Here is a 24,503-nt window from a genome sequence, read left to right on the forward strand (position 1 = left end):
CCTTAAGGTATAAAAGCTCTACTCTTATACCTGGTAAAAGGGTGCTGCAAGTATTAGAAAAATAATATCGACTAAATCTAAAGGTTGGCAGTAAGTATAACTAAGAATACAAACGTAAAATGAACAGAATCAAAATAGGTGTTCTCATAAGCCTTTTGCTCCTCACTCTTTATTCCTGTAAGACAGCACAGACAAGTATGATTATAGCTGATAGCTATGACGAGAATAAAAACCAAACCACATTGTCTTTAATCCCAAATGGCAACATTGTAATACCAGGTAAGTGGACTAAAACAGAATATCTTCAAGCAAGCAGGCAACATTTCTTTAAAAACGGTGACTCAACTACAGTTGCAGTAACAAAGAACCCTAAGCAGAAATACCCATTTTTCAAAGCAGAACAAACAGACAAAGAATTTGTAGCAGATTTTGTGAAGTGGGATTCTGAATACTGGGCTAAGCAAGGAATTTCCACAAAAACGTTAGCTGACCAATCAAACAATGGTTACATATTATGGCAAGCTGTGAGCGAAGAAAAAAATGTAAATACAATATTTCTATTTGGCTCAAAAGATGGATTTGCCTACAACTTTTCCGGTACTTCAAAAAAATGGACTGTAGAGGAAATTCAGGACTTCTTAGTAAAATTGTTTAACGAAAACTAATCAATTAAAAATAAAAATGCCTTCTGCCAACAAGGTTTATACCCAATGCTTCGGCTGATAGCCTCGCACAAGGTATACACGAGACGTTCATATAAATTAATGAAAATCATCTTCAGCATAATATTGGTCTTCTTTTTTGTTGATGCTTGGGCAACCGACCAAGACCCTGACGTTTTGTATTACCAAGGGAGTAAATATTATCTGTATAGCAGCACAGTTGATTCCCCGCTTGAGTCTTTTACCCAACTTAAAGAGAAGTTGCAGAGTGTTAATAAGGATTGGATGGATAGCGGTTGCTGGAGGAATTTTACGGCAGAATGGACTATAGAAGGCGGGCAGTTGTACTTAACAAAAGTTAAAAACTGCAAGGATGGCAAGGAAATCAACTCATTGGTTGAGAAGACCATCAGCAAGAAGTTCGTTGACGGAAAAATGAAGGCTGACTGGGTTAACGGAGTTTATTGGGTAGGAAGCGGGGAGAGATACTGGAATGCCTTTGAAAATGAAATAAAATTCACGTTTGAAAATGGAGCCTTGGTAAGGACCAAACATTACGCCTCACCAAACTGCTCATATAACAATAGGGATACATTAGAAAACTTCATTTACTCTAACATAAATTGGGAAGAATTACCGAATAAGAGAGAGGATGTGTCCATAGATTTTGAAACGGACAGTGATGGAAAGTTAGTGCAGGCAAAAGTTCGGCACAGCGTTAGCAAAGAATTTGAAAAAGAAGCTTTGAGGGTGTTACGAAATGTACCATGTTGGAAGGTATTTACACATTTTGGAAAAGTCTTTGGGTGGCGGGATATTGATATTATATTCAGCCAAGAAAACAGAAAAAAATATGTCCGCTAACCCTGCACATAAGCTAAGCTTCGGCTACGCCTCACCCACATCATGCACGAAACGATAACAGGCATTCAGCCAATATGAAACCATACAAAACAGTAAGACTTATATGGACTTTCTACAGGAGCTTTGTGCTGGTTTCGATGGTGATTACCATTTGCAGTATCAAGCTACTCTGGGATTACGATTTCATGATATTCGGCATGCTGTTTTGGTTTAAAGTGGCCACCCTGGGTCTTGTATTCTACTTTATTAACAGCTATAAGAGCAACCACTACTATTACTATCAGAACCTGGGCGTGTCAAGGGCTATGCTCTGGGCAGCTACCTTGGGATTCGACCTTTTCCTGTTTATATTTCTCACCGTTCTTGCCTACAAAATCAGATGACCCACAAACTGGAAGCAGACAGTATACAATTGGAGTTTGATGGCAGAAGGATACTTTCCGACGTCTATGTGAAGTGCGAAACAGGGGGAATAACTGGTCTGCTAGGCAGGAACGGGCAAGGTAAATCCTGCCTGATGAAAATCATATACGGCAGTCTAAGGTGTGACAAGTCCATCAGGTTCGATAATAAGATTCAGTTTGAAGCTTTCAAGCGCCCCGACTTACTTCTTTACCTTCCCCAGTTCAACTTTATACCGCCACATATAAGTCTGAAAAGGATATTCAGTGACTTTGAAATGGACTATTCATCATTTGCGCATCGATTTCCGGAATTCATGAAAAAGTATAAGTCTTCTATCGGTAATCTGTCAGGTGGTGAGCGTAGGTTAGTGGAAATCTATTCAGTTGTGAAATCAGCCTCTCAGTTTGCTATGCTTGATGAGCCTTTTACGCATCTGAATCCGATACAGATTGATAAGGTAAAGGACTTCCTAGTCGAGGAAAAGCAAAACAAAGGGCTCATCATAACCGATCACATGTTTAGGCATGTCTTAGATATTTGTGATACTTTATACCTGTTAACGAATGGTAAGACCCACTTGGTAAGTACAACTGAAGAAATAGAGGAACTTGGTTATGCAAGGGTATAAGGCATGATAAAAACTTAGAGCACTCTTATCCAAGCCTTAGTTAAGCACGTTATCAGAATATAAAACTGTAAAACAACCCTTGTCAATCACATGGAAAACGAAAAGGCATTTGTAAGGCATTTTTTCCAGGTAGGGGTTCCCCAATCTGAGAAACTGGATATCATTGCCCAGCACTTTCATGAGAAGCTGATTGACAAACACGACCACCTCCTGAACGAAGGTAAGATCAGTCAGGAATACTTGCTGCTCGAAAGTGGATTTATGCGTGCCTATTCGCTCGATACAGAAGGCAACGAAGTAACCACCGCCTTCTATGGTGCGGGGCAACCTGTGTTTGATGTGGCTTCCTTTTTTATGCGCACGCCTGCCAAAGAGAGTATTCAGGCCCTGGCCCCCTGTAGCGGCTGGGTCATTTCTTTTGAAGAACTGAACAAGCTCTTTCATAGCATACCTGAGTTCAGAGAAGTTGGCAGAGGAATTTTAGTAAAAGGATACGCTTCCCTTAAACTGCGTATGCAATCCATGATTACGGAGACGGCCGAAACACGCTATGCCATGCTGCTGCAGACGAACCCCGAAATATTCAGGCAGGCCCCTCTCAAACACATCGCCTCTTACCTGGGCATCACCGACAGCTCGCTTAGCCGCATCCGGCGGGAGATCAGCAGGCAGCACAAGTAGAATTTTGGTGGCCTGCAGCACTTCTTGCCAAATGACAAGTGGATTAGTGTGCCTGTGCGTTTACTTTGAATTGTAATTCATTAAACGCATGGCATTATGGAAACATTACCGCTTTACATCTATGGCACCTTTGTACCCACGGTACTTGCTGCCGCTTACTTTTTTTCGAAAGCCTCCCATACCCGCTGGCTCTTTTATGTCCTGCTCGGTTGGATGGCACTGACAGCTGCATTGGCTTGGGCTGGCTTCTTTAAGGTGACAGACACCTTGCCGCCCCGCTTTCTGGTTGCCGTGGTGCCCCCACTCCTGGGTCTTATTGCCGCTTTTTGTTCACCTAAGGCAAGGGCCTGGCTCGATGCTTTCGACCTGAAAACCCTTACGCTCCTGCAGGTCATGCGCATACCTGTTGAACTGGTCCTGTTCTGGCTCTTCCTGCACCAACTCACACCCGAACTTATGACCTTTCAGGGAAGGAACCTGGATATTGTATCCGGTATCACGGCCCCGCTGGTATACTATCTGGCCTTCGTGCGGAACAAGTGGCGAGCCAAACTGCTGATAGGATGGAATATAATCGCACTCGGCCTGCTGATCTTCACGGTAAGCCATGGTGTGCTCTCTGCCCCCTCCCCGTTTCAGCAGTTTGCCTTTGAGCAACCCAATGTAGCCGTACTGCTCTTTCCTTTTATCTGGCTGCCTGCTGTAGTAGTGCCCATCGCTTATTCCGCCCATATTATCTCCATCAGACAACTGTGGAAAGCATATAGTAAGAATAGGAAATTTATATATAATTTAGGGTCAGTTAAGCAAATTTAAAAGCCACTACATGCACCCACAAGTAAACGACTACATCAACTCATCCGAAAAGCACAAGGAAACCCTTGAGGCTCTACGTCAGCTGGTACACGACACTGTATCTGGCGTAACAGAGGAGTTCAAGTGGAGCCGCCCTGTTTTCCGCTCCGACAAAGACTTTGCTTACCTTAAAACAGCCAAAGCCTATGTCACACTCGGCTTTTTCCAGTTCGATAAACTCAACGATCCAAACGGCTTGCTGGAAGGAACGGGCAAAGACATGCGCCACATTAAAATCAAAAGTGTGCAGGATATCGATCGCGAACTCCTGACTGGGTGGTTTAGAGCCGCAGCGGTATAGCTAAACCAGTCCGCTTACGTATACCCGCCTATGAAAACCGAGAAAGAGAAAATGCTGGCGGGGGGATTGTACGACCCGCTGGACAAGCAGATTTCGGACGAGCGCCTGCAGGCGCGGCTGCTCCTGAAAGAGCTCAACGACAGTCGTGAGGACCAGGTAGAAGAGCGCAGCCGCATCCTGAAAGCGCTGATCCCGCATGCAGGTAAAGGGCTTTGGCTGCAACCTCCCTTCTACTGCGATTATGGCTACAACATGATCGTGGGCGAACGGGTGTTCTTCAATTTCAACTGTGTGGTGCTCGATGTCGCAGAAGTACGCATTGGAAGTCGCACCCTGTTCGGTCCCAATGTGCAGGTATACACGGCCACCCACCCGATGGACCATCGGGAACGTGCCTCGGGCCTGGAATATGCTAAGCCCATTACCATAGGCGAAGACGTCTGGATAGGCGGAAGTGCTGTGATCTGCCCTGGCGTGACGATCGGAGACCGCAGCGTGATAGGGGCAGGCAGTGTGGTGACAAAAAACATACCTGCTGATGTGTTTGCGGCGGGCAATCCGTGCCGAGTTATAAGAAAGCTGTAGGAGGTATAACGCGACTAATCAGGTATAGCATCTCTACAATCACAAAGGGCCTCTCCGTTTCCGAAGAGGCCCTTTGCTTTGTCTATTTAAAATTACTTATACCAGTATTCTCACCGGATTCTCAAGTAGGTTCTTGAAGGTCTGCAGGAAGGCAGAGCCAACGGCGCCGTCTACTACACGGTGGTCACAACTTAGCGTCACTTTCATCACGTTACCAATTTTGATCTGACCGTCGCGCACAACCGGAGTCTGCTTAATGCCACCCACGGCCATGATGCAGGCATCCGGCGGGTTAATGATGGCAGTGAATTCTTCGATGCCGAACATACCCAGGTTGGAGATTGTGAAGGTGTTGCCTTCCCAGTCTGACGGCTGCAGCTTCTTGCTCTTCGCCTTACCGCCCAGGTCCTTCACTTCAGCAGCGATGGTTGAGAGCGACTTGTAGTCGGCGTTGCGTACTACTGGTACCAGCAGGCCTTCTTCTACCGCCACAGCCACACCAATGTTGATGTGCTTGTTGTAACGGATCTTGTCGCCCAGCCACGATGAGTTCACGGCAGGGTGCAGACGAAGTGCCGCAGCGGCCGCCTTGATCACCAGATCGTTGAACGATACTTTCACCGGAGACACCTCGTTGATCGACACACGGGCCTCCATGGCCTTGTCCATGTCGATTTCCATGGTCAGGTAGAAGTGCGGTGCAGAGAACTTGCTTTCAGCCAGACGACGGGCAATTACTTTGCGCATTTGCGACACGTTCACTTCTTCGTATGAATCGGCCGGAGCGCCAGGTATAGCTTGTGCAGCTGGTGCAGCAGCAGGAGCCTTGGCGGCTTCTTTCTGCGGAGCAGCTTCAGATGGCTTGAAGTTCTCTACGTCGCGCAGCACGATACGGCCACCTTCGCCTGATCCTTTGATCTGGCCGAGGTTAAAGCCTTTCTCTTTGGCTACTTTCTTGGCAAGCGGAGAAGCCTTGATACGGCCGTTTCCTTCAGCAGCTACTTGTTCTGTCTCACCGGCAGGTACTTTCGTATCCTGTACTTTATCTTCAGTAGTCTCTTCAGTGCGAGCTTCTATGTTTTCGTCAGACTTGGCGTTTTCTTCGCGTGAGCGTTCTTCCGTACCACCTTCTGCATCAAGTAGGGCCTGGTAGTCAGCACCTTTCTCACCAATGATCGCGATTACCGCATCGATCGCCACGGAGTCACCTTCGTTCACGCCTGTGTAAAGCAGCGTACCGTCTTCGTAAGACTCCAGCTCCATGGTCGCCTTGTCGGTTTCCACTTCGGCCAGTACATCGCCTGCACTCACTTTGTCGCCTACTTTCTTCAGCCACGATACCAGCACACCTTCTGTCATGGTGTCGCTCATCTTCGGCATGCGGATCACATTGGCCTTGATGTTGGACGTATCCACGGAGGTTTTAGCGGCAGGTGCTTCGGCTTTGGCAGGAGCGGCCTCTTTCTTTTCTTCTTTCTTCTCGGCCTTCGGCTCTTCTTTAGGCTCATCCTTCGCTGCTGGCTTCTCACCGTTTCCGGCGCCGCTCAGCAGGTCAGCGATATCTTCGCCCTCTTTGCCGATGATCGCTATTACAGCATCAACAGGTACAGAATCGCCCTTCTGCGGACCAATGTGCAACAGGGTGCCATCTTCGTAGGACTCCAGCTCCATGGTCGCCTTGTCGGTTTCCACTTCGGCCAGAATATCGCCGGCGCTTACCTTGTCACCTACTTTCTTAAGCCAAGATGCAATCACCCCCTCCGTCATCGTGTCGCTCATCTTAGGCATTCGTATCACTTCAGCCATAATTTATTGTCTTGTTTGTTCGCCTATTTCGTCTAATCAATAAGTCCCAAAATTAGACCTAAAAATATTTTATTCAAACTATACTCTCTATTTTGTTCAGGACCTGAAATTATACCTGCACATCCTGCAAATGGGCCACGTCACAGTACTTCTTCACAGTGAACATACTACCTGTGAAGTCGAGCTGGTAAAGGCACAGGTTCTGGTGCTCGAACTGGTCCATGCAACGTAGCGGGTATCGCAGCAGCTGACTCAGCAAAATGCGCATGGCACGGCCGTGCATGCAGATCAGCACGTTTTCTTCTTCCGGTCTGCTCAGGATCAGGTCTACCACAGGCTTTTGCCGGGCGGCTACCAGATCGGGGCTCTCCCCTCCTTCTATGCACAGACTGGTTTCGCCTTCGGTCCAGGTCTGCAGCATGCGGTGGTAGTAGGCATCCTCCTCCGGCGTGATGCGGGTGCCTTCGCGGGTGCCCCAGTTAATTTCGTTCAGCCCGGCATGGCGCTCGTGCGGTATACCTTTATCGATAAAGCCCTGCACCGACTGCACGGCACGCTGCAGCGTGGAGGTGTATACCTTGTCGAACGGAATGTGCTGGTACTTTTCAAAAAATGCGGCTGCCTGTTTGCGACCCAGCTCGTTGAGCGACGCATCCACGCCACTGCCTTGTACAATGCCCTGCAGGTTAAAATCGGTCTGCCCGTGGCGGATCAGGTATATTTTCTTAATACTCAAAATTGACTTACTTTTGCCTCTTTACAGATACGAGAATGCGAAGTTAGCATTCAAAGCCTATACAAAATGGATTCTACGTTAGAAAAGCTGCAAGAGTGGAGTAAAAACACGATGGTGGAGCACCTCGGCATCGAATTAACCTCTTATAAGGATGGTGTTCTGATCGCAAAGATGCCGGTTGACAAGCGCACCCACCAGCCGATGGGTCTGCTGCACGGCGGCGCTTCCGTGGCTTTGGCCGAAACGCTGGGCAGCATCGGGGCCGCACTTACAGTGGATCTTAGCAAGAAAGCCTGCGTGGGACTGGAGATAAATGCCAACCACATCCGCAGCGTGCGCGAAGGTTGGGTATACGGCGAGGCCAAAGCCCTGCACCAGGGCCGCAGCACACAGGTATGGGAAATTAAGATCACCTCCGAAGCTGGCGATCTGGTATGCCTTAGCCGCATGACCGTAGCCATAATCGATAAGAAATAAAAGATGGAGCAGGCAGCTGGTATGGGAGAGGAAAATAAGCAACATTATACCCTGGAACAGGTACTCTCGGCGGCGCTCGCGCAGCAGCAGGCGATTGCCGTCTGGCGCCTCCCCTTGCAGACCGAAGTGCAGGCCTGCATCTCTTTTGGCACGCAAACTACCTCTGCTATACCTGACCTGGAGCCTAGCCCGGCGGGCTTTCTGTTCTGCCCCTTTGTGACAGAGGGTGCGCATAGCCACATATTCCTGAAAGCCGACATCAGTTACAGCTCGCTCTCCAAGCAGCTTCGCACGGCCCCTGATGCGCCCGCTGCGCAGGTGAATTTATTTAAAGAAGCACTGACTCAGGCTGAAAACGGGCATCCAGCGAAATGGCCTATACCTGCCAGTCCGCCCCGCCACTCCGACCGCAACGAAGAAACCTTTAAAGCAGCCGTGAGCCTTGCCGTGGATGTGATCCGGGCGGAGGCGATGGAGAAGGTAGTGCTCTCGAGAAGCAGCTCCTCCCCCCTTCCTGAGGCTTTTAGTCTGCACAAGGCCTTTGAGAAAATGACTTCGGCCTATCCCAATGCCTTTGTGTCGCTGGTGGCTATACCTGGTGTGGGCACCTGGCTGGGCGCCTCTCCCGAGATACTGGTGAGCGTGGACCAGCGGCAGCTGTTCAAAACGGTGGCATTGGCTGGTACGCAGCCCCTCTGCGAAGACGGCTCCACGGCCAACGCCATCTGGCGACAAAAGGAGATCGAAGAGCAGGGTATGGTGGAGCGCTACATTCTGAGCTGTTTCAAAAAGCTGCGCCTGCGCGAATATAACGAAGTGGGCCCCCGCACGGTGATAGCTGGTAACCTGATGCACCTGCGCACCGATTTCAAGGTGGATCTGAAGGAAGTAGACTTTCCCACCCTCGGAACTGATATGCTGCGCCTGCTGCACCCAACCTCCGCTGTCTGCGGTCTGCCAAAAGAGCCAGCCTTGCGTTTTATACAGGATCACGAAGGATACGACCGCAGCTATTACAGCGGCTTTTTAGGCCCCGTGAACAGCGAAGCCGGCACGCACCTGTTCGTGAACCTCCGCTGCATGCAGCTATTGCAGCAGGAAGCCGTACTATACGCTGGAGCCGGCATCACCGGAGAGTCTTCCCCCGAAAAAGAATGGCATGAAACACAGCACAAAATGCAGACGATGTTTAAGATTCTGGCTGAGTTTTAAACATCGTCTGCATTTTGAATGAGTGAGTTAGCGATTGAGTGATTAAATAAAATTAAAAACTCGGTTTACATTCTGCTCAGCTGCAGCTACTCCCAGGCTAAATTAGATAAATTAACCACTACCAAAATCACTGACTCACTCTTTCACTCAATCACTAACTCACTGAATCAAAAATGATCCAAGCGCCTGTTGTCAATATAGCCGAGATATGTGCCCGCAAGGGGGTGGAAAATGTGGTATTGTCGCCGGGGTCGCGCTGTGCGCCGCTCACGATCGCTTTTGCCCGCCACCCGAAGCTGACAGTGCGCACCGTGAGTGATGAACGGGCAGCGGCCTTTATCGCCCTCGGCATGGCGCAGACAACAGGCAGACCGACGGTACTCATTTGTACTTCAGGTACTGCAGCATTGAACTACGCGCCCGCTGTAGCGGAAGCCTTCTTTCTGCAGGTGCCGCTGCTAGTTCTCACCGCCGACCGTCCGCCGGAGTGGATCGATCAGCTGGACGGGCAGACCATTCGCCAGCAACAGGTATACGGCCAGCACATCAAGCGCAGCTTTGATTTTCCGGTAGCCCTGGAGCACCCGGATGCGGTATGGCACACGGAGCGCATGGTGTCAGAGGCGCTGAACGAAGCTGTGGCTTATCCCGCTGGTCCGGTGCACATCAATGTACCGCTGCGGGAGCCCTTTTACCCGGCTGAAGGTGGAAAAATAGTGTTTGACGAGCAGGTGAAGGTGATCGAGGAAGATCACAACGCTTTCGATCTCAACCCGATGCAGGCCCTCAGACTGGAGCAGGAACTGCTTTATTTCAAGCGGGTGCTGATCGTAGCCGGCCAGGAGAGCCAGGATGCGAAGCTGTTGCATGCGCTCCAGACATTTATGAGCTCCACAGGTGCCGTAACAGTAGGCGATATCATCAGCAACACGCAGCAACTAGCTGGTGTTGTGCGCCATCACGACGCAGTGCTGGCTTGTCCTGATCCGGAGAAAATGCAGGCACTGCAACCGGACTTACTGATTACCTTCGGCAAGTCGGTTATCTCCAAAAGCCTGAAGCTATACCTGCGCCAGTACAAACCAAAGGCGCACTGGCACATACAACCGGCCGGACAAGTAGCCGACACTTTTCAGTCGCTTACCAAGATTATCCGCTGCACACCGGGCAGCTTTTTCCGGAGCATGGCCGGCAGCACCCGCGAAGACGCTGGCTACATTAAATCATGGGCAGGTATAGAGGGCCAGGCTGCTCAGTTCCTGAAGGATTTTACCGCAACTGCGCCCTACAGTGAGCTGACCGCCATCAGCCGCGTGCTTAACAGTCTGCCGCAGCAGAGCAACTTGCACCTCGCCAACAGCATGGCCGTGCGCTATGCCAACATACTGGCCCTGCAGCCAGAGCAGGAAGTGCAGGTATACGCCAACCGCGGCACGAGTGGCATCGACGGCAGCACCAGTACCACCGTCGGCTGTGCCCTCAGCAGCAAGCGCATCACCACGCTCCTCACCGGCGACATGGCTTTCTTCTACGACCGCAACGGACTATGGCACAACTACCTGCCAGCCAACCTACGCATTGTTATCATCAATAACCACGCTGGCGGCATATTCAGACTGATCGACGGACCGCGAAGACAGCCGGAGTTAGAAGAGTTTTTCGAAACAAGGCAACAGCTCGACGCCCGCAATACCGCTCAGGATTTCGGTTTGAGCTATACTGCCTGCGCTTCGCTGGAAGAGTTGGAGCTGGCACTTCCAGCATTTTTTGCCCGTGATGCCGGCGCAGGTATACTGGAGATCTTCACCGACAGCAAATCAAACGCAGCTGAGTTTGCCACCTATAAGCAGGCGCTGCTGAAGGCTTTGTAAGATAAGGGCAGGTATAGCTTTTTTGGCTTGTCCCCCCCCTGCCTCCTAATTTCTGAATCAGAATTGTTGCAAATGCCGGGTCAAGCTATCTCCTTGTGAAAGGCACCCCCATACGATATATCCCCTATTAGATTGTCCGTTTCGCTGTATAATTCGTTTAAATAATTGTATACCAATTTCTTAAACCTAAATTTATACAGCCATGAACTTAACGCAAGACATGCACCGGATCGAGCACTGGGCAGATGCACACCATCCGGTTTGGGTAGACTTCGTGCGCATGGCGCTGGGTATCTTTTTATTCGTGAAGGGTGTCATGTTTATTCAGGATACGGCAGCTCTGCAGAGCATCATGCGCAACAGCCAGTTTCAGTGGGTGTCGTTTGGGATGGCCCACTACGTGGCCTTCGCACACCTGGTAGGCGGACTGCTTATCGCCATGGGCCTGATCACGCGCATCGCTATTCTCTTTCAGATTCCCATTCTGCTGGGTGCTGTGTTCTTTATTAATCCGCAGCGGGGCTTTTACTCCGAAAACACTGAACTCTGGTCATCTCTTATTGTCCTGATCCTGCTCATAGTCTTTCTGGTTTTGGGCTCAGGCCGTCTATCGGTAGACAACCTGATACGCCGACCGGAAAGGGATGTGCTTTATTAAGCCTTCTAAGACTGACTTTGAGACAAACCTGTCCATTGCCCACGCCTACATAAACTGCCAACTCTAAGTGAATCGGCGTCCGGCAGCCTGAAATCAATTTATGATGAGCTCCCGCTATCCTTTCTGAGGAGAGTGGGAGCACTTTATCTTTACAAACCTGGTTGCAAAAGGTCTGGTGCCTGAGCAAAGGGCATCTTTACCAAAATTATACCCAGGCTTAGTTAGGTCTTATACCTGAATATCGTAATTTTGGGGGGCTATACCAAAGCAGTAAGTAGTAGGGTAGCCGGGCAGCACCTGGGCTATACCTGGCAGGCTTTGAAAACAAAACGATTGAACATGCGGCGAGGCATTCCTAAGGTTTTCCTTGCTTCTAACACTGAGACACCCCATGACGCAAAGGTTCCTGACCCTGAACGGTAACAAGTTCTATTACGACGAGATAGCGGCCTACTCTTTTCGCAACAGCGTACCGCTCAACGGCTACGAAGCTAAAACCCTCGAGTTTTGCCGTGACTGGCTCAATGGAGTGCAGGAATTTCCGATTCATACTTCCGGCTCAACGGGTACTCCTAAGCTGATCACACTCTCCCGCCTGCAAATGGAGATCAGCGCACGCCGCACTGTCAAGTTACTCGGTCTGAAAGCCGAAGAGCACATGCTCGTGTGCCTCAACACAGAGTACATTGCCGGCATGATGATGCTGGTGCGCGGGCTGCTGACAGATATGCAAATGACCATCGTAGAACCTGTCGGAAATCCGCTTACGCTGGCTCCTGCTGACGAAGTGTACCATTTCGCCTCTTTTGTGCCTATGCAGCTGCAGACCATTCTGCAGGAAAACCATGGTGCGACAGAGCGACTGGACAAAATGAAGGCTATCCTGGTGGGGGGTGCCCCGGTAAATTTTTCGCTGCAGCGTGAGCTTCAGCAACTGCAGGTACCGGTATACCACACGTATGGCATGACTGAAACAGCCTCGCACATTGCCCTGCGCCTGCTCAACGGACCCGATGCTGCCGATTATTACGAAACCCTTGAGGGAGTTACCATCGGACAGGACAACCGGGGCTGCCTAACCATAACGGCCGATCTGACTGAAAACGAAACGCTGGTGACCAATGACATTGTGGAGATTCTGACCCCTACCCGCTTCCGCTGGATTGGTCGCGCTGATAATACCATCAATACAGGTGGTGTGAAGGTGCAGACCGAAGTGGTGGAGGTAGCCGTGTCAGAAGCACTGGCGGAGTTAGAACAGGCGCCACGTTTCTTTGTGGCCTCACAGCCCGACGAACTGCTGGGTGAAAAAGTAATTCTGGTGCTGGAAGGCAGACAACTCACTGATGAGGAAGAGCAGCGGGTAATGGATAAAATGCGAAGCATTTTGCGCAAGTTTGAAATGCCGAAAGACATTTACTACAGCCCTGCATTCTCTGAAACACCTACCGGCAAGGTGTCCCGTTTGCGCACCATGCAGAAGCTCGGGCTCGAGACAGATTAAAACAGGCAGGGCGCTAACGCGTAGTAAGGTAAAACAACAGACCTTACTATGCGACCAATATCTTTCCTAAGCCTTCTCATACTGACTGCACTTACCCTGCAAGGCTGCAGTGGCGGACTGTTTTCCTCCAGAGCCCCTGTGACACTGACCGAAGAATGGGCCACTGACAACACCCTGCGCACGCCGGAGTCGGTGGTATTCGACCGTGAGCGCAATGTCCTCTATGTCTCCAATATTAATCAGGTCAGCAAAGACCGGAAAGACGGCGATGGCTTCATTTCACGCCTCAACCCCAATGGCGATGTAGACCAGTTGTACTGGGTATCTGGCCTGAACGACCCCAAAGGCCTGGCATTGTACAACAACATACTCTATGTGGCCGATATGGACGAGATCATTGCCATCGCTACGCAGACTGGTGCCGTACTTGCACGCCACAAAGCTGACAAAGCCCAGATGCTCAACGATGTGACGATTGACAATGCCGGCAATGTATACGTGTCCGATTCTCAGCGGGGTACCATCTACCTGTTCCGCAACGGCCGCGTGAGTCAGTGGCTCGACACAAAGCGCGAACGCCCCAATGGCTTGCTCTATGACAACAACCGCCTGATCGTAGCCTCCAACAACACCGGTAAGGTTCGCTTCCTGGATATTGAGCGGCAAGACTTCACAGACTGGACCGATAAGATTCCGTCGGCTGATGGCATAACCCGGGTTGGCGCAGATGGCACCCTGGTATCGAATTGGAACGGAGAGATTTACTATGTAGACATCAACGGGCGGAACTGGAAAATACTTGACACCAAGAATAAGAAGATCAACACCGCCGATATTTTCTATTCTGAAGAGCAGGGCCTGCTCTATGTGCCTACTTTCTATGACAACCGCGTCATTGCTTACCGGGTAGCCTTCTAAAAAAATTGCACTGATTTTTTTAGAAACATCTCAAGCCTGATAAAATCTGGCTCAGATTCTGCATATACAGCCGTATACGTAATCTGTACTGGAGATAAATTATGAAGATGAAACAAACGTATTTGCTAGCCGGTGCAGTGCTACTGGCTGGTTTTAGCGCCATGGCGCAGGAGAGCTCAACCCAGCTCCCACCGGCAGAGCAGAAACAACTAAAAGTTGCTAAACCTGACACCACCGCCCGCATGGAAACACTGTCGGGCATATTTCTGAACCCCACTAAGAAAGGCACCTTTGTGCTGGACTTCAACCAGGTGCTGACTGAAAACGCACGGCTGGAAGTAAAAAACAAAGCTGGTAAAATAGTCTACAAGAAGCCTGTGAGCGTAGCCAAAAAAGAGACTGCCTGGCGCTTCGACCTGGGCAAGCTAAGACCGGATACCTACCAGGTGGAAGTGATAACGCCTGATACGACTTATTGGACAAAATTCAAGATCGGTCGGTAATACTTTACTCTCTTACGAATGCGCCCCGCTACAGATTATGTGGCGGGGCGCATTCGTTTACTTTATAAAGTGACAGCATCTTATACCTGACTCCACTGCTGCACCACATGGTATAGCAGCGAAGCGCCGAGTTTTGCCGTTCGGTTATCGATGTCCAGCGCCGGGTTCAGTTCCACCACATCCAAAGCCAGCATTTTGCCGCTACTGATGATCTCCTGCAGCAGTATCAGCGCGATTTCCGGGTGAATACCCAGCGCGGCTGGCGCACTCACAGCTGGTGCGTAGGCAGCTGCAAACACATCCAGATCGATGCTCACATAGAGCACATCCACCAGCGCCATGAACTGCTGCAATTTCTCTCGCAGGGCTTCATAGTTGTATACCTGCATAGCGGGCGCAAACACGTAATCAGCACCATAGTCTTTGGCTGTGTTGAAGAGCTTCTGGGTGTTGCCATACTGCTGGATACCCAGGCACAGGTAATTGAACTCCCGGTTATCGGCCAGCAGGTCGTCGGCTATCTGCAGAAAAGGAGAGCCCGAGCTGGGTTGTTTTTCGTAGCTGCGCAGGTCAAAGTGAGCGTCGAAGTTGATGATTCCAAGCTGCTTATCCTGCGGCAGCAACTGCTTTATACCCAGATAATGTCCATAGGCTGTTTCGTGCCCACCGCCCAACACGATGGTTTTGTAGGTATGGGCAAGCAGGGCGTGCACCTTTTTGCCCAGCTGTTTCTGTGCTTCCTCCAGGTTCTGATTGGTGCAGTACACATCACCTGCATCAAACAGGGCAGTGTCATCCTCCAGATGCCAGGCAAATGACGCCATGGCCTGCCGCAAAGCGGCCGGACCCGCTACAGCCCCTTCTCTCCCCTGGTTACGCCGCACGCCTTCGTCGCAGGGAAAACCAAGAAAAGCGATTGCCTGATCTGACGAAGCAGACTCGACTTCACCACTCAGGTTGAGGAGTTGTATTCCCTGGTGCCAGCGCTTGCCTTCCTCACCATCTGTTGCGTCAACTCTTCCTTTCCAGGTGCCGGGTTCTGTAGGTTTATACATTCGTTAATTGCTGAATTGTTGATGGTTAATTTGTTATCAGGGACAGGGATGTGTTTTCATAGGAAGAAATTTTCACTTACCTTTTATACCTCCCTACCCTGCTTCCATACCTTGCTTGGTTTAAGTTTGCCTTGCTGGTAGAGGATTTCTCTGTAATTGTCTATTGGGAAAGCGATCAAATCAGCCTGCTTGCCTTTCTCAATTGTTCCGCGGTCAGTCAGGTTAAGTGCTTTTGCAGCCCGAACCGTGATGCCGGCCAGCGTCTCGGCACAAGTCAGTTTCTCAGCGGCTCCCAGCAGGGCAGCCTGCAACAGCAAATCACCCATCGGCGCAGAACCTGGATTCCAATCAGTGGCGATCGCCATACATAGACCGCCGTCGAGCATTTTACGGGCCGGAGCGTAGTGCATGCCCAAACCCAGCGATGCACCCGGCAGCACAGTAGCCACTACACCTGCAGCTTGCATCAGGGCGATCTCCTCATCTCCACTGGCCTCAAGATGGTCGGCGCTCAGGGCTCCTACTTCGGCGGCAATCCGGCTTCCGCCCGTGCTGAACTGGTCGGCATGCACAGTTAGGTCAAAGCCCATCTCTTTAGCGGCCAGCAGATACTCCATCGAATCCTCCTCGTTGAAAGCGGTATCCTCAATAAAAATATCGACCCGTTTCGCCAAGCCCTGCTCTTTGATCTGGGGTAGCAATTCGCTTACGACTTCCTGCAGGTAAAGCCGCGAATCCGTGTGCTCAGGCGGACGCATGTGGGCTGCCAAACAAGTAGGTATAAGCTCCAATGCATGGTGCTTATTGACCAGCTGAATCGCCTCCAGCATTTTGATCTCTTCTTCGGTAGTCAGGCCATAACCGCTCTTCACTTCACAGGTAGTCACTCCTTCTGACAAGTGGCGGTTGCAGCGCTTTTTGAGCAGTTCCACCAGTTCGACTACACTGGCTTCACGGGTTTTGCGTACGCTGTCGAGTATACCGCCTCCGCTTCGGGCTATCTCCAAATATGATTTGCCGGCCACCCGCATGGCGTAGTCATTGGCACGTGAACCGGCAAAGCAGATATGGGTATGGGAGTCGACCAGACCCGGCAAGAGCACCATGGGCTCAGTTATTTTTTGTAAGGTATAGCCCTTCTCCTGCGCAATTTTCAAAAGCTTATCGTATTGCTCTACCAGTACAATATACCCATCATACACCAACACCCCTGCATTTTCGAGCACCACTAATGCCTCATCAGCAATTGGCCCCGCTTCCGGTAGCCCAGCCATGGTCACTACCTGTTTAAAAGGCCCAATCAAGGTATGATTATGATCCTGTTTCATAGTTTTAATCTGTTGTTTATTATACCTGCTCAAGCCTTCATTTCAAACGTGATAAAGCGAATTTGAAAAGGTGGAATCGAAATTGATGCTCAAGAAAGCTTGCTCCTCAGGTATAGGAAATGATAAGAAAAAATGCCCTTACCTGTTATTAGGAGAGGGCAAGAATAGTATTACAAGTTCAAGCCAAACTTCTCCGCATTGGCCTGTGCGGTTTCGTAACCGGCGTCGGCGTGGCGGAAGATGCCCATGGCGGGGTCGTTATGCAGCACACGGCTCAGGCAGCGGTCGGCACGCTCGGTACCGTCAGCCAGAATCACCATACCGGCATGCTGCGAATAGCCTATACCTACGCCGCCACCGTGGTGGAAAGATACCCAAGTAGCACCGCCCGCCGTGTTGGACATCAGGTTGAGCAGTGGCCAGTCCGATACGGCATCGGAGCCGTCGAGCATACCTTCGGTTTCGCGGTATGGAGAGGCTACAGAGCCGCAGTCGAGGTGGTCACGACCGATCACAATTGGGGCTTTCACTTTGCCCTCGCGCACGAGTTGGTTGAACATGAGTCCGGCTTTTTCGCGCTCACCCATACCCAGCCAGCAAATGCGGCAAGGTAACCCCTGGAAAGCCACTTTCTCCTCGGCTTCGTCGAGCCACTTGATCATGTGCGTGTTCTCCGGGAAAAGTTGTTTCAGGGCCTCGTCTGTCACGCGGATATCCTCCGGATCGCCTGAAAGAGCAGCCCAACGGAAAGGTCCTTTGCCTTCGCAGAAAAGCGGACGCATATACTCCGGCACGAAGCCCGGTATATTGAAGGCATTCGGTTCACCACCCTGCTGTGCAAACTCGCGTAGGTTGTTGCCATAGTCAAAGGTACGGCTGCCGCGACGCTGCAGCTCCAACATAAAGCCTACGTGACGGGCCATACTCTTGAGTGAGCGGGCTTTGTATTCTTTTGGATCACGCTCACGCAGCTCCTTCGCTTCTTCCAGCGTCAAACCGTTCGGCACGTAGCCGTTGATCGGGTCGTGGGCAGAAGTCTGGTCGGTGAGGATTTCCGGGGTGATGTTATCCTGAATCAGTTTCTCCAGCACATCGCCGATGTCGCCTACCAGACCAATAGAGATCGCCTCGCCCTTTTCTTTGGCTTCGAGGGCCCAGCGTTTGGCCTCTTCGTAGTCGTAAGTCATTTTGTCGATGTAGCGGGTTTCGAGGCGTTTTTTGATACGCTCCGGGTCCACATCCACACCTAAGAAAGTAGCACCTGCGATGGTGGCTGCTAATGGCTGCGCACCGCCCATACCGCCAAGTCCGCCCGTTACAAGCAGTTTGTGGCGCAGGTCGTCGTTGAAGTGGATTCTGCCGCAGGCTGCGAAGGTCTCGTAGGTACCCTGCAGGATACCCTGCGTACCGATGTAGATCCAGCTACCGGCCGTCATCTGGCCGTACATCATCAGACCACGTTCACGCAGTTCGTTGAAATGCTCCCACGTTGCCCAATGCGGTACCAGGTTGGAGTTGGCGATCAGTACACGCGGCGCCTCGGCATGCGTGCGCACCTTGCCCACTGGCTTACCGGATTGTACCAGCAAACTCTCGTCTTCTTCCAGGTTCAGCAATACCTCGATGATCTTCTGAGCATCGGCCACGGTGCGAGCCGCCTGCCCGATACCACCGTATACTACCAGTCGGCTCGGGTCCTCCGCCACCTCGTCGGTGAGGTTGTTGAGGAACATGCGCAGTGCCGCTTCACTCTGCCAGTTTTTGGCATTCAGTTCCGGTCCGGTCGGCGGAGTGTAAGTCGGATGGTTGGCGTATTTCTGGATAAACTCGCTCACAGAGAGATTAGAGCGTTTCACAGATTCAGTTGCTGTGGCGTTATTCATAGTTCATTCGTTCGTAAAATCCTGTTCAATATTCTTAAAAAAAGAGCAGAAAGGATAGAAAAATCATGCTTAATTTCAGCCTCCTGACCTTTGTCACACCAATGTATCAACAATAATCAACATGTTTCATATCCCGCTCTCCTCCCTACGTCCCCACTTTGGCGACATCGACATCTACCTCTTCGACCAGTTGCTCAAAGGCCGTATCCAAAAAGGCATGCACCTGCTCGACGCCGGTTGCGGAACTGGGCGAAACATTGCCTACCTGATGCAGGCCGGCGTGGAGATATACGGGGCTGATATTTCGGCAGAAGCGATCGGGAAAACGCGAGAGCTGGCATCCGAACTGGCTCCTACCCTACCTACCCGCAACTTTGTAGTAGCTGATCTGGATGCGCTGCCGTTTGAGAATAAAAGATTTGACGTAGTGCTCTGCAGTGCCGTGCTGCACTTCGCCCGAAGCGAGGAACATTTCAAAAGCATCCTACGGGAGTTGTGGCGGGTACTCAAACCAGGCGGTATGCTCTTCGCCCGCTTCAGCACTACTATCGGGCTGGAAGGGAAGTTGCAGCAGGTGGAGGGCCGGTTTTACCGGATGTCCCACGGTCCGGTTTGGTTTCTGGCGGATGAAGAGCTGGTGATTGAAGTGGAACAGGAATTAGGAGCCGGGCGTTTGGAACCGTTAAAGACGGTGCTGGTAGAGCAGGAACGGGCGATGACAACGTGGGTGGTGCGGAAAATTGTCTGAATCAGGATTTACAGGATTTAACGTCCGCGCCATATGTATCTACAAAAAAGAGGAAGGAGTAGCGAACTCCCTCCTCTTCAGAATACTTATTAATTACCTCCCATCACTTAACAACCCCATAGACTTCACTAAATTGATAAACTCAATTCGATACCCCTCTTCATCCTTGCCTCGGGCATTCTTCGCCAATTCCAATACCATAGGGAACGAGGCATTACCTTTAAACTCTGAATCACGGAGCAGCATGCCGCAGGCAGCCACTGCGGCTGAGAAACGGAAGTTGTCGGACGTCTGAGCGGAAGGTATAGCTTGACTGCTGACCGTCGTGGTCATCAACCTGCTTGTCTCGCCATCCGGCTCTTTGTAGCGTAGCTTCATTGTGAGCATTTCGTCGGTACGTTTTGCTTTCGGATCGACAGTTGTTTTCTGATATTTCAGTTCATCCACAAGTCCCGCCTGCGATTCAGACGAAGCCCCTACCGGCACAATTTCATACAGTGCAGTTACAGTATGGCCGGAACCTATGTCACCGGCGTCTTTCTTGTCGTCGTTAAACTCCTCGTTGGCCAGTGCGCGGTTTTCATAACCGATCAGACGGTAGGCTTTTACTTTAGCAGGGTTGAACTCGAGCTGCAGTTTCACATCTTTGGCGATGGTAAAGAGGGTGCCGCCGAATTCGTTGACAAACACCTTCTGCGCTTCCCTAATGTTATCGATGTAGGCGTAATTTCCATTGCCCTTATTGGCCAATTGCTCCATGCGGGAGTCTTTCAGATTGCCGGTGCCAAAGCCCAGCACAGTCAGGAATACGCCTGTTTCGCGCTTCTTTTCGATCAGGCGTTGTAGTTCGCTGTCGCTGCTCACGCCCACGTTAAAGTCACCGTCCGATGCCAAAATCACGCGGTTGTTACCGCCTTTCACAAAGTTTTCCTCTGCTACTTTATAGGCCAGGTTTATACCTGCGCCACCGGCCGTAGAACCGCCCGCTTCGAGCTGATCCAAAGCCGTGATGATCTTCTTTTTCTCTTTTCCGGAGGTGGAAGGCAGCACCAACCCGGCAGCTCCGGCATAGACCACCATAGATACCCGATCCTGCGGACGAAGCTCTTCCACCAGCAACTTCAGACCGGCTTTCACGAGGGGCAACTTATCGGGCGAGAACATCGAACCAGACACGTCGATCAGGAACACCAGATTGGAGGGCGGCAGCTGATCCGTGGCGACACGCTTGCCTTGCAGACCGATGTGCAGCAGTTGGTTAGCCTTGTTCCATGGGCAAGCTGACAATTCAGTCGTAACAGAGAAAGGCGCATCCCCGCTTGGCTGCGGGTAATCGTAGTTGAAGTAATTGACCATCTCTTCGATGCGCACGGCGTCGGCGGGCGGACGTTGGCCCTGATTCAGGAAGCGGCGCACATTGCTGTAAGAGGCATTATCTACGTCGATGGAGAAAGTAGAAAGGGGATTTTTCTGGGCGTCCAGGAAAGAGTTCTCTTTGATGAAGTCATAGTTTTCGGTATTGTGCGAGAAAGGCTCTGCATCGAAAACAGGCGCAGCGGCATAAGACATGTTCTCGGCCCTGTTTCTTCCTGAGAAAACACCCGCTACCTTCCCTGCAATTGCCCGGGATAAGCTTTGTTCCACCACAACCACTTCATGTAATGTATGTGTATCTACCTGCAGTTTCACATCCACTACTTCCCGCTTGCCTACCTTTATTTCCTGTGTCATGTAGCCGATGTAGCGAAACACGAGCACAGCATTATCATTAGGTATAGACAGGCTATACTTCCCATGTTGGTCGGTGGATGCACCCTTGGTGGTTCCCTTGATCAGGATGCTCACACCGGGCAGTGGATTTCCAGCATTGGCGTCGGTCACGGTGCCGGTGATGGTGCGGCTTTGAGCGGTTGCAGTCAGCCCGAACAGCAGCAGGGCGAAAAGCAGGAAGAGGTTCTTTTTCATGGCTATTATGTTTTGGTTTACGTCATGATGCCACCTCCACAGGCTTTCCATAAAAATTTCAGAATATTTTTCTTTTCTTTAGAAAATCAATTCCGGTACATGCTCCCTTTCTTCATCAAGCTCTTCACCAACGCCAAGCCGCCGCCCGACGATGCGGAGCTGGTGCGCTTGTATAAGGAGACAGGTGACCTGGAGCATCTGGGGGAATTATTTCAGCGCCACTCCAAGCTGGTATACCTGGTCTGCCAGAAATACCTGCAGGACCCGGAGGAAAGCAAAGACGCCACCATGCAGCTGTTTGAGCACGTTTCAAAAGCATTGCTGCAGCACGAGGTCAGCAATTTCAAGAGTTGGCTTCACGTGACCGCCCGGAACTTTTGCCTGATGCAACTGCGGGCCAACAAACACAAAAGCACCGTGCCGCTCTCAGATAATGCCCCGCCTGTTATGGAAAACACGGAGCCACTGCATCCTAACGACGCAGAAGAGTCAGAGAAAATGGAACAGGCTTTGCACGCGGCTTTGAAAGAGTTGCCTCCGCAGCAGCGGGAGTGCGTCGAGCTGTTTTACCTGCAGCAAAAGAGTTACAAAGAGATCAGCACCCTCACGGGCTGCGATCTGAATAAAGTGAAAAGCTACATCCAGAACGGAAAGCGAAACCTGAAAATCATCATGGAGAAAAACCATGCAGCCAGATAAGCGACATATACTTTGGGACGGGGGTGACCACCCTTCCGTGGAACTGCTGGAGCAGTACCAGGAAGGCACGTTGCCCGAAGCCCTTCACCACCAGTTGGAGCGCCATCTTCTGGACTGCGACCTGTGCTCTGATGTGCTGGAGGGGCTGGCTGTGTCGGATGCTGCCCAAACCGAAAGCCATGTGCGGGACATCAACCGACGCATTGCTGCCAAAAGCCGCCGGCAGAAGCGCAAGCCAGTTCCGCTATACCTGACCGACTGGAAAGTAGCCGCTGCGGTGGCCATGGTGCTGCTCTCCACCATTGTGGTGTTTTACTACAACTACCAGCAGGTAAGCGAACAGCAAGGTATAGCCGCCCAGCAGGAGAAGGCAATTCAGGAAGCCATGGATCTGGGTGAAAAAACCGAGGTACCTGCTACACCTGAAACCATAGCAGATGCCAAACCGGACATGGTGCGTCCTAACCAGCTAGCCGCTGTCCAGCAACCGAGAACGTTCCGTACACCTCGGGCACGTAAAAGCCCACCTACCCGGGAAGAAGCTTTCGCAGTTGATGACCTGGAAGAGGTGGACGTTGAAATTGATGTGGCTGATCTGACAGAATCTATACCTGAACGCATCGTAACTGCGCAACCTGAAAAACAACTGGCTGAAGTGACGGTACCACCACCCCCGCAGCGCAACACCATGATGCCGGAAAGCACCACCGTGGCCAAGGCACTGCGAGGACAAGTAGCAGGCGTGCAGGTACAGCGCAACAAACAACTTGGCCCGAATCAGGTGCAGGGCCAAGTGATCGATCAAGATGGTAATCCCCTGCCGGGTGTATCGGTCGTAGTGAAAGGGACTACACAAGGTGTAGCGACTGATGCACAGGGTAATTTCGTGCTAACCTTGCCGGATGAAAAAGCGACACTGGTACTCCGATACATCGGTTATCAAACCAGAGAAAAGGGAGTATATGCAGGTACTGATCCGATCACGTTGGATCTACAGGTTGACAATAAAGCTTTGAGTGAGGTTGTCGTGACCCGTCAACACACGTCTAACTCAGCTCCTGTAGTGGCTGCCAAACCAGCTGCAGGGCATAAAGCCTACCGACAGTATTTAGCTGAAAACCTGCGCTATACCTCAGACATGCCAAAAGGTCGTGTGGTGGTACGGGCAACGGTAACGACAAGTGGCACGCTGGAAAATCTGGAAATAGTGCGCGGACTTTGTGAGCCCTGCGACAACGAAGCGATGCGACTCGTAGCACAGGGACCGAAATGGCAACCGGCGACGCAGGATGGGCATAAAATAGAGCAGCGGGTAAGGATCGTCGTGCGCTTCAGACCTGAAAAATCAAAAAAATGAAAGACCTGGTGAAATCAGCATGGGAAGCACTTTGCCGCAGGTATAGCTCTGACGAGGAGTTAATCAGGCAGCTGTGGGATGAACTGGAAAAGGGCTACACAGCTAAAGACAGGCACTACCACAACCTCGCCCACATCGCCTACATGCTCGAATTGGCCGACAGGTATAAGCAGGAGCCGCAGCAGCAGGACCTTTTGCTCTTCGCCATTTTTTACCACGATATCGTGTACAAGGCGACCCGCTCTGACAATGAAGAGCAGAGTGCCGTAATCGCCGCACAGCGCCTGCACCTGCTTGGTATACCTGAGGCTGACATACTGCATGTGAAAGAAATGATCATCGCTACCAAAGCACATCAGACAAATGCAGATTATCAGACCAACCTGTTACTCGACCTGGATCTTGCCATACTGGGAGCAGACCAGGAGCGCTATGACAGGTATAGCGAAGGAGTGCGGAAAGAGTACAGTATCTATCCTGACCTGATTTACAAGCCGGGCAGACGCAAGGTGCTGCAGCATTTTTTGGCGCAACCACACATCTACAAAACACCAGCTTTCCAGGAGGCATTTGAGGAAAAAGCCAGAGCCAATTTACAGCGGGAGTTGAAGGAATCATAAAGTCATAAAAAAATCCCCTTCTATAAGTTGAAGGGGATTTTTTTATGACTTTATGGCGCGAACGTCCTCGCTCGTGACTTGCTATCATGGGGCCTCTGGCCCAGTTTTATAATAAATAGCGGCCAGAGGCCTCACCATAATATTCACGAGCGAGGACGCTCGCGCTATACACTTAAGCCTTG

General features: G+C 51.0%; 25 protein-coding genes. 19 read left to right on the forward strand and 6 right to left on the reverse strand.

Going from position 1 to position 24,503, the window contains the following annotated elements; translation table 11 throughout:
• The first annotated feature begins 119 nt into the window (after positions 1–119).
• The 8 genes from I0P70_RS14680 (at position 120) to I0P70_RS14715 (ending at position 4,981) form a co-directional block, all read left to right on the forward strand.
• Positions 120–665: a hypothetical protein gene (locus I0P70_RS14680; RefSeq protein WP_196119398.1), complete on the forward strand. Its 546-nt coding sequence runs from the start codon at positions 120–122 to the stop codon at positions 663–665.
• A 99-nt stretch (positions 666–764) separates the two neighbouring features.
• Entirely contained in the window at positions 765–1,526 is a 762-nt protein-coding gene (locus I0P70_RS14685) for a hypothetical protein (protein ID WP_196119400.1), read from the forward strand.
• Between the two features lie 74 nt (positions 1,527–1,600).
• Positions 1,601–1,909: a hypothetical protein gene (locus tag I0P70_RS14690; protein ID WP_196119401.1), complete on the forward strand. Its 309-nt coding sequence runs from the start codon at positions 1,601–1,603 to the stop codon at positions 1,907–1,909.
• Entirely contained in the window at positions 1,906–2,559 is a 654-nt protein-coding gene (locus tag I0P70_RS14695) for an ABC transporter ATP-binding protein (protein WP_196119403.1), read from the forward strand. Before I0P70_RS14690 ends, I0P70_RS14695 begins: the two co-directional genes overlap by 4 nt.
• Before the next feature lie 90 nt (positions 2,560–2,649).
• Entirely contained in the window at positions 2,650–3,240 is a 591-nt protein-coding gene (locus I0P70_RS14700) for a Crp/Fnr family transcriptional regulator (protein WP_230392219.1), read from the forward strand.
• Positions 3,241–3,336: 96 nt separating this feature from the next.
• Positions 3,337–4,056 carry a hypothetical protein gene (locus I0P70_RS14705; RefSeq protein WP_196119405.1) on the forward strand — a complete coding sequence of 240 codons (720 nt, stop codon included), beginning with the start codon at positions 3,337–3,339 and terminating at the stop codon, positions 4,054–4,056.
• 10 nt (positions 4,057–4,066) lie between these two features.
• Complete coding sequence (locus I0P70_RS14710) at positions 4,067–4,396, forward strand: DUF1801 domain-containing protein (RefSeq protein WP_196119407.1); 330 nt, start codon at positions 4,067–4,069, stop codon at positions 4,394–4,396.
• Positions 4,397–4,426: 30 nt separating this feature from the next.
• Positions 4,427–4,981: a sugar O-acetyltransferase gene (locus tag I0P70_RS14715; RefSeq protein WP_196119408.1), complete on the forward strand. Its 555-nt coding sequence runs from the start codon at positions 4,427–4,429 to the stop codon at positions 4,979–4,981.
• Positions 4,982–5,077: 96 nt separating this feature from the next.
• Here the strand turns inward: I0P70_RS14715 and I0P70_RS14720 are convergent, their stop codons facing one another.
• Both I0P70_RS14720 and I0P70_RS14725 read right to left on the reverse strand, forming a co-directional pair.
• A complete protein-coding gene (locus I0P70_RS14720) occupies positions 5,078–6,787 on the reverse strand; it encodes a pyruvate dehydrogenase complex dihydrolipoamide acetyltransferase (RefSeq protein ID WP_196119410.1) in 1,710 nt (569 codons plus the stop codon).
• Between the two features lie 109 nt (positions 6,788–6,896).
• Positions 6,897–7,523 carry a histidine phosphatase family protein gene (locus tag I0P70_RS14725; protein WP_196119412.1) on the reverse strand — a complete coding sequence of 209 codons (627 nt, stop codon included), beginning with the start codon at positions 7,521–7,523 and terminating at the stop codon, positions 6,897–6,899.
• Positions 7,524–7,589: 66 nt separating this feature from the next.
• Between I0P70_RS14725 and I0P70_RS14730 the strand changes: the two genes are divergently transcribed.
• The 7 genes from I0P70_RS14730 (at position 7,590) to I0P70_RS14760 (ending at position 14,666) form a co-directional block, all read left to right on the forward strand.
• Positions 7,590–8,000: a hotdog fold thioesterase gene (locus tag I0P70_RS14730; RefSeq protein WP_196119414.1), complete on the forward strand. Its 411-nt coding sequence runs from the start codon at positions 7,590–7,592 to the stop codon at positions 7,998–8,000.
• A 3-nt stretch (positions 8,001–8,003) separates the two neighbouring features.
• Positions 8,004–9,212, forward strand: a complete 1,209-nt coding sequence (locus tag I0P70_RS14735; protein ID WP_196119416.1) for an isochorismate synthase — start codon at positions 8,004–8,006, stop codon at positions 9,210–9,212.
• Between the two features lie 173 nt (positions 9,213–9,385).
• Positions 9,386–11,083, forward strand: coding sequence for a 2-succinyl-5-enolpyruvyl-6-hydroxy-3-cyclohexene-1-carboxylic-acid synthase (gene menD / locus I0P70_RS14740; RefSeq protein ID WP_196119418.1), 1,698 nt, complete (start codon positions 9,386–9,388; stop codon positions 11,081–11,083).
• A gap of 202 nt (positions 11,084–11,285) precedes the next feature.
• Positions 11,286–11,741, forward strand: a complete 456-nt coding sequence (locus tag I0P70_RS14745; protein ID WP_076423021.1) for a DoxX family protein — start codon at positions 11,286–11,288, stop codon at positions 11,739–11,741.
• A gap of 391 nt (positions 11,742–12,132) precedes the next feature.
• A complete protein-coding gene (locus I0P70_RS14750; RefSeq protein ID WP_196119420.1) occupies positions 12,133–13,245 on the forward strand; it encodes an AMP-binding protein in 1,113 nt (370 codons plus the stop codon).
• Between the two features lie 48 nt (positions 13,246–13,293).
• The gene (locus I0P70_RS14755; protein WP_196119422.1) at positions 13,294–14,163 is read left to right on the forward strand and encodes an SMP-30/gluconolactonase/LRE family protein; all 870 of its coding nucleotides are present in this window, start codon (positions 13,294–13,296) and stop codon (positions 14,161–14,163) included.
• Between the two features lie 107 nt (positions 14,164–14,270).
• Positions 14,271–14,666, forward strand: a complete 396-nt coding sequence (locus I0P70_RS14760; RefSeq protein WP_230392220.1) for a hypothetical protein — start codon at positions 14,271–14,273, stop codon at positions 14,664–14,666.
• Between the two features lie 80 nt (positions 14,667–14,746).
• Here the strand turns inward: I0P70_RS14760 and hutG are convergent, their stop codons facing one another.
• The 3 genes from hutG to hutU form a co-directional block, all read right to left on the reverse strand.
• Complete coding sequence (gene hutG, locus I0P70_RS14765) at positions 14,747–15,721, reverse strand: formimidoylglutamase (RefSeq protein WP_196119423.1); 975 nt, start codon at positions 15,719–15,721, stop codon at positions 14,747–14,749.
• A gap of 83 nt (positions 15,722–15,804) precedes the next feature.
• On the reverse strand, positions 15,805–17,049 hold the full coding sequence (gene hutI / locus I0P70_RS14770; RefSeq protein ID WP_196119426.1) for an imidazolonepropionase: 1,245 nt from the start codon (positions 17,047–17,049) through the stop codon (positions 15,805–15,807).
• Between the two features lie 170 nt (positions 17,050–17,219).
• Positions 17,220–18,932, reverse strand: coding sequence for a urocanate hydratase (hutU, locus tag I0P70_RS14775; RefSeq protein WP_196119428.1), 1,713 nt, complete (start codon positions 18,930–18,932; stop codon positions 17,220–17,222).
• Positions 18,933–19,053: 121 nt separating this feature from the next.
• Here hutU and I0P70_RS14780 point away from each other — a divergent pair, with 121 nt between their 5' ends.
• Entirely contained in the window at positions 19,054–19,680 is a 627-nt protein-coding gene (locus I0P70_RS14780) for a bifunctional 2-polyprenyl-6-hydroxyphenol methylase/3-demethylubiquinol 3-O-methyltransferase UbiG (protein WP_196119430.1), read from the forward strand.
• 93 nt (positions 19,681–19,773) lie between these two features.
• Here the strand turns inward: I0P70_RS14780 and I0P70_RS14785 are convergent, their stop codons facing one another.
• On the reverse strand, positions 19,774–21,645 hold the full coding sequence (locus I0P70_RS14785) for a VWA domain-containing protein (RefSeq protein ID WP_196119432.1): 1,872 nt from the start codon (positions 21,643–21,645) through the stop codon (positions 19,774–19,776).
• A 99-nt stretch (positions 21,646–21,744) separates the two neighbouring features.
• Here I0P70_RS14785 and I0P70_RS14790 point away from each other — a divergent pair, with 99 nt between their 5' ends.
• From I0P70_RS14790 to I0P70_RS14800, 3 genes are read left to right on the forward strand one after another with little or no spacing between them, the layout of a single operon-like run.
• Positions 21,745–22,344: an RNA polymerase sigma factor gene (locus I0P70_RS14790; RefSeq protein ID WP_196119435.1), complete on the forward strand. Its 600-nt coding sequence runs from the start codon at positions 21,745–21,747 to the stop codon at positions 22,342–22,344.
• Positions 22,331–23,701 carry a TonB family protein gene (locus I0P70_RS14795; protein WP_196119437.1) on the forward strand — a complete coding sequence of 457 codons (1,371 nt, stop codon included), beginning with the start codon at positions 22,331–22,333 and terminating at the stop codon, positions 23,699–23,701. The genes I0P70_RS14790 and I0P70_RS14795 overlap by 14 nt, the downstream gene beginning before the upstream one ends.
• Entirely contained in the window at positions 23,698–24,321 is a 624-nt protein-coding gene (locus tag I0P70_RS14800; protein WP_196119438.1) for a hypothetical protein, read from the forward strand. The genes I0P70_RS14795 and I0P70_RS14800 overlap by 4 nt, the downstream gene beginning before the upstream one ends.
• Positions 24,322–24,503: the final 182 nt, after the last annotated feature.

Origin of the sequence: Pontibacter sp. FD36, from assembly GCF_015686655.1 — a bacterium.
Taxonomy (GTDB): domain Bacteria; phylum Bacteroidota; class Bacteroidia; order Cytophagales; family Hymenobacteraceae; genus Pontibacter.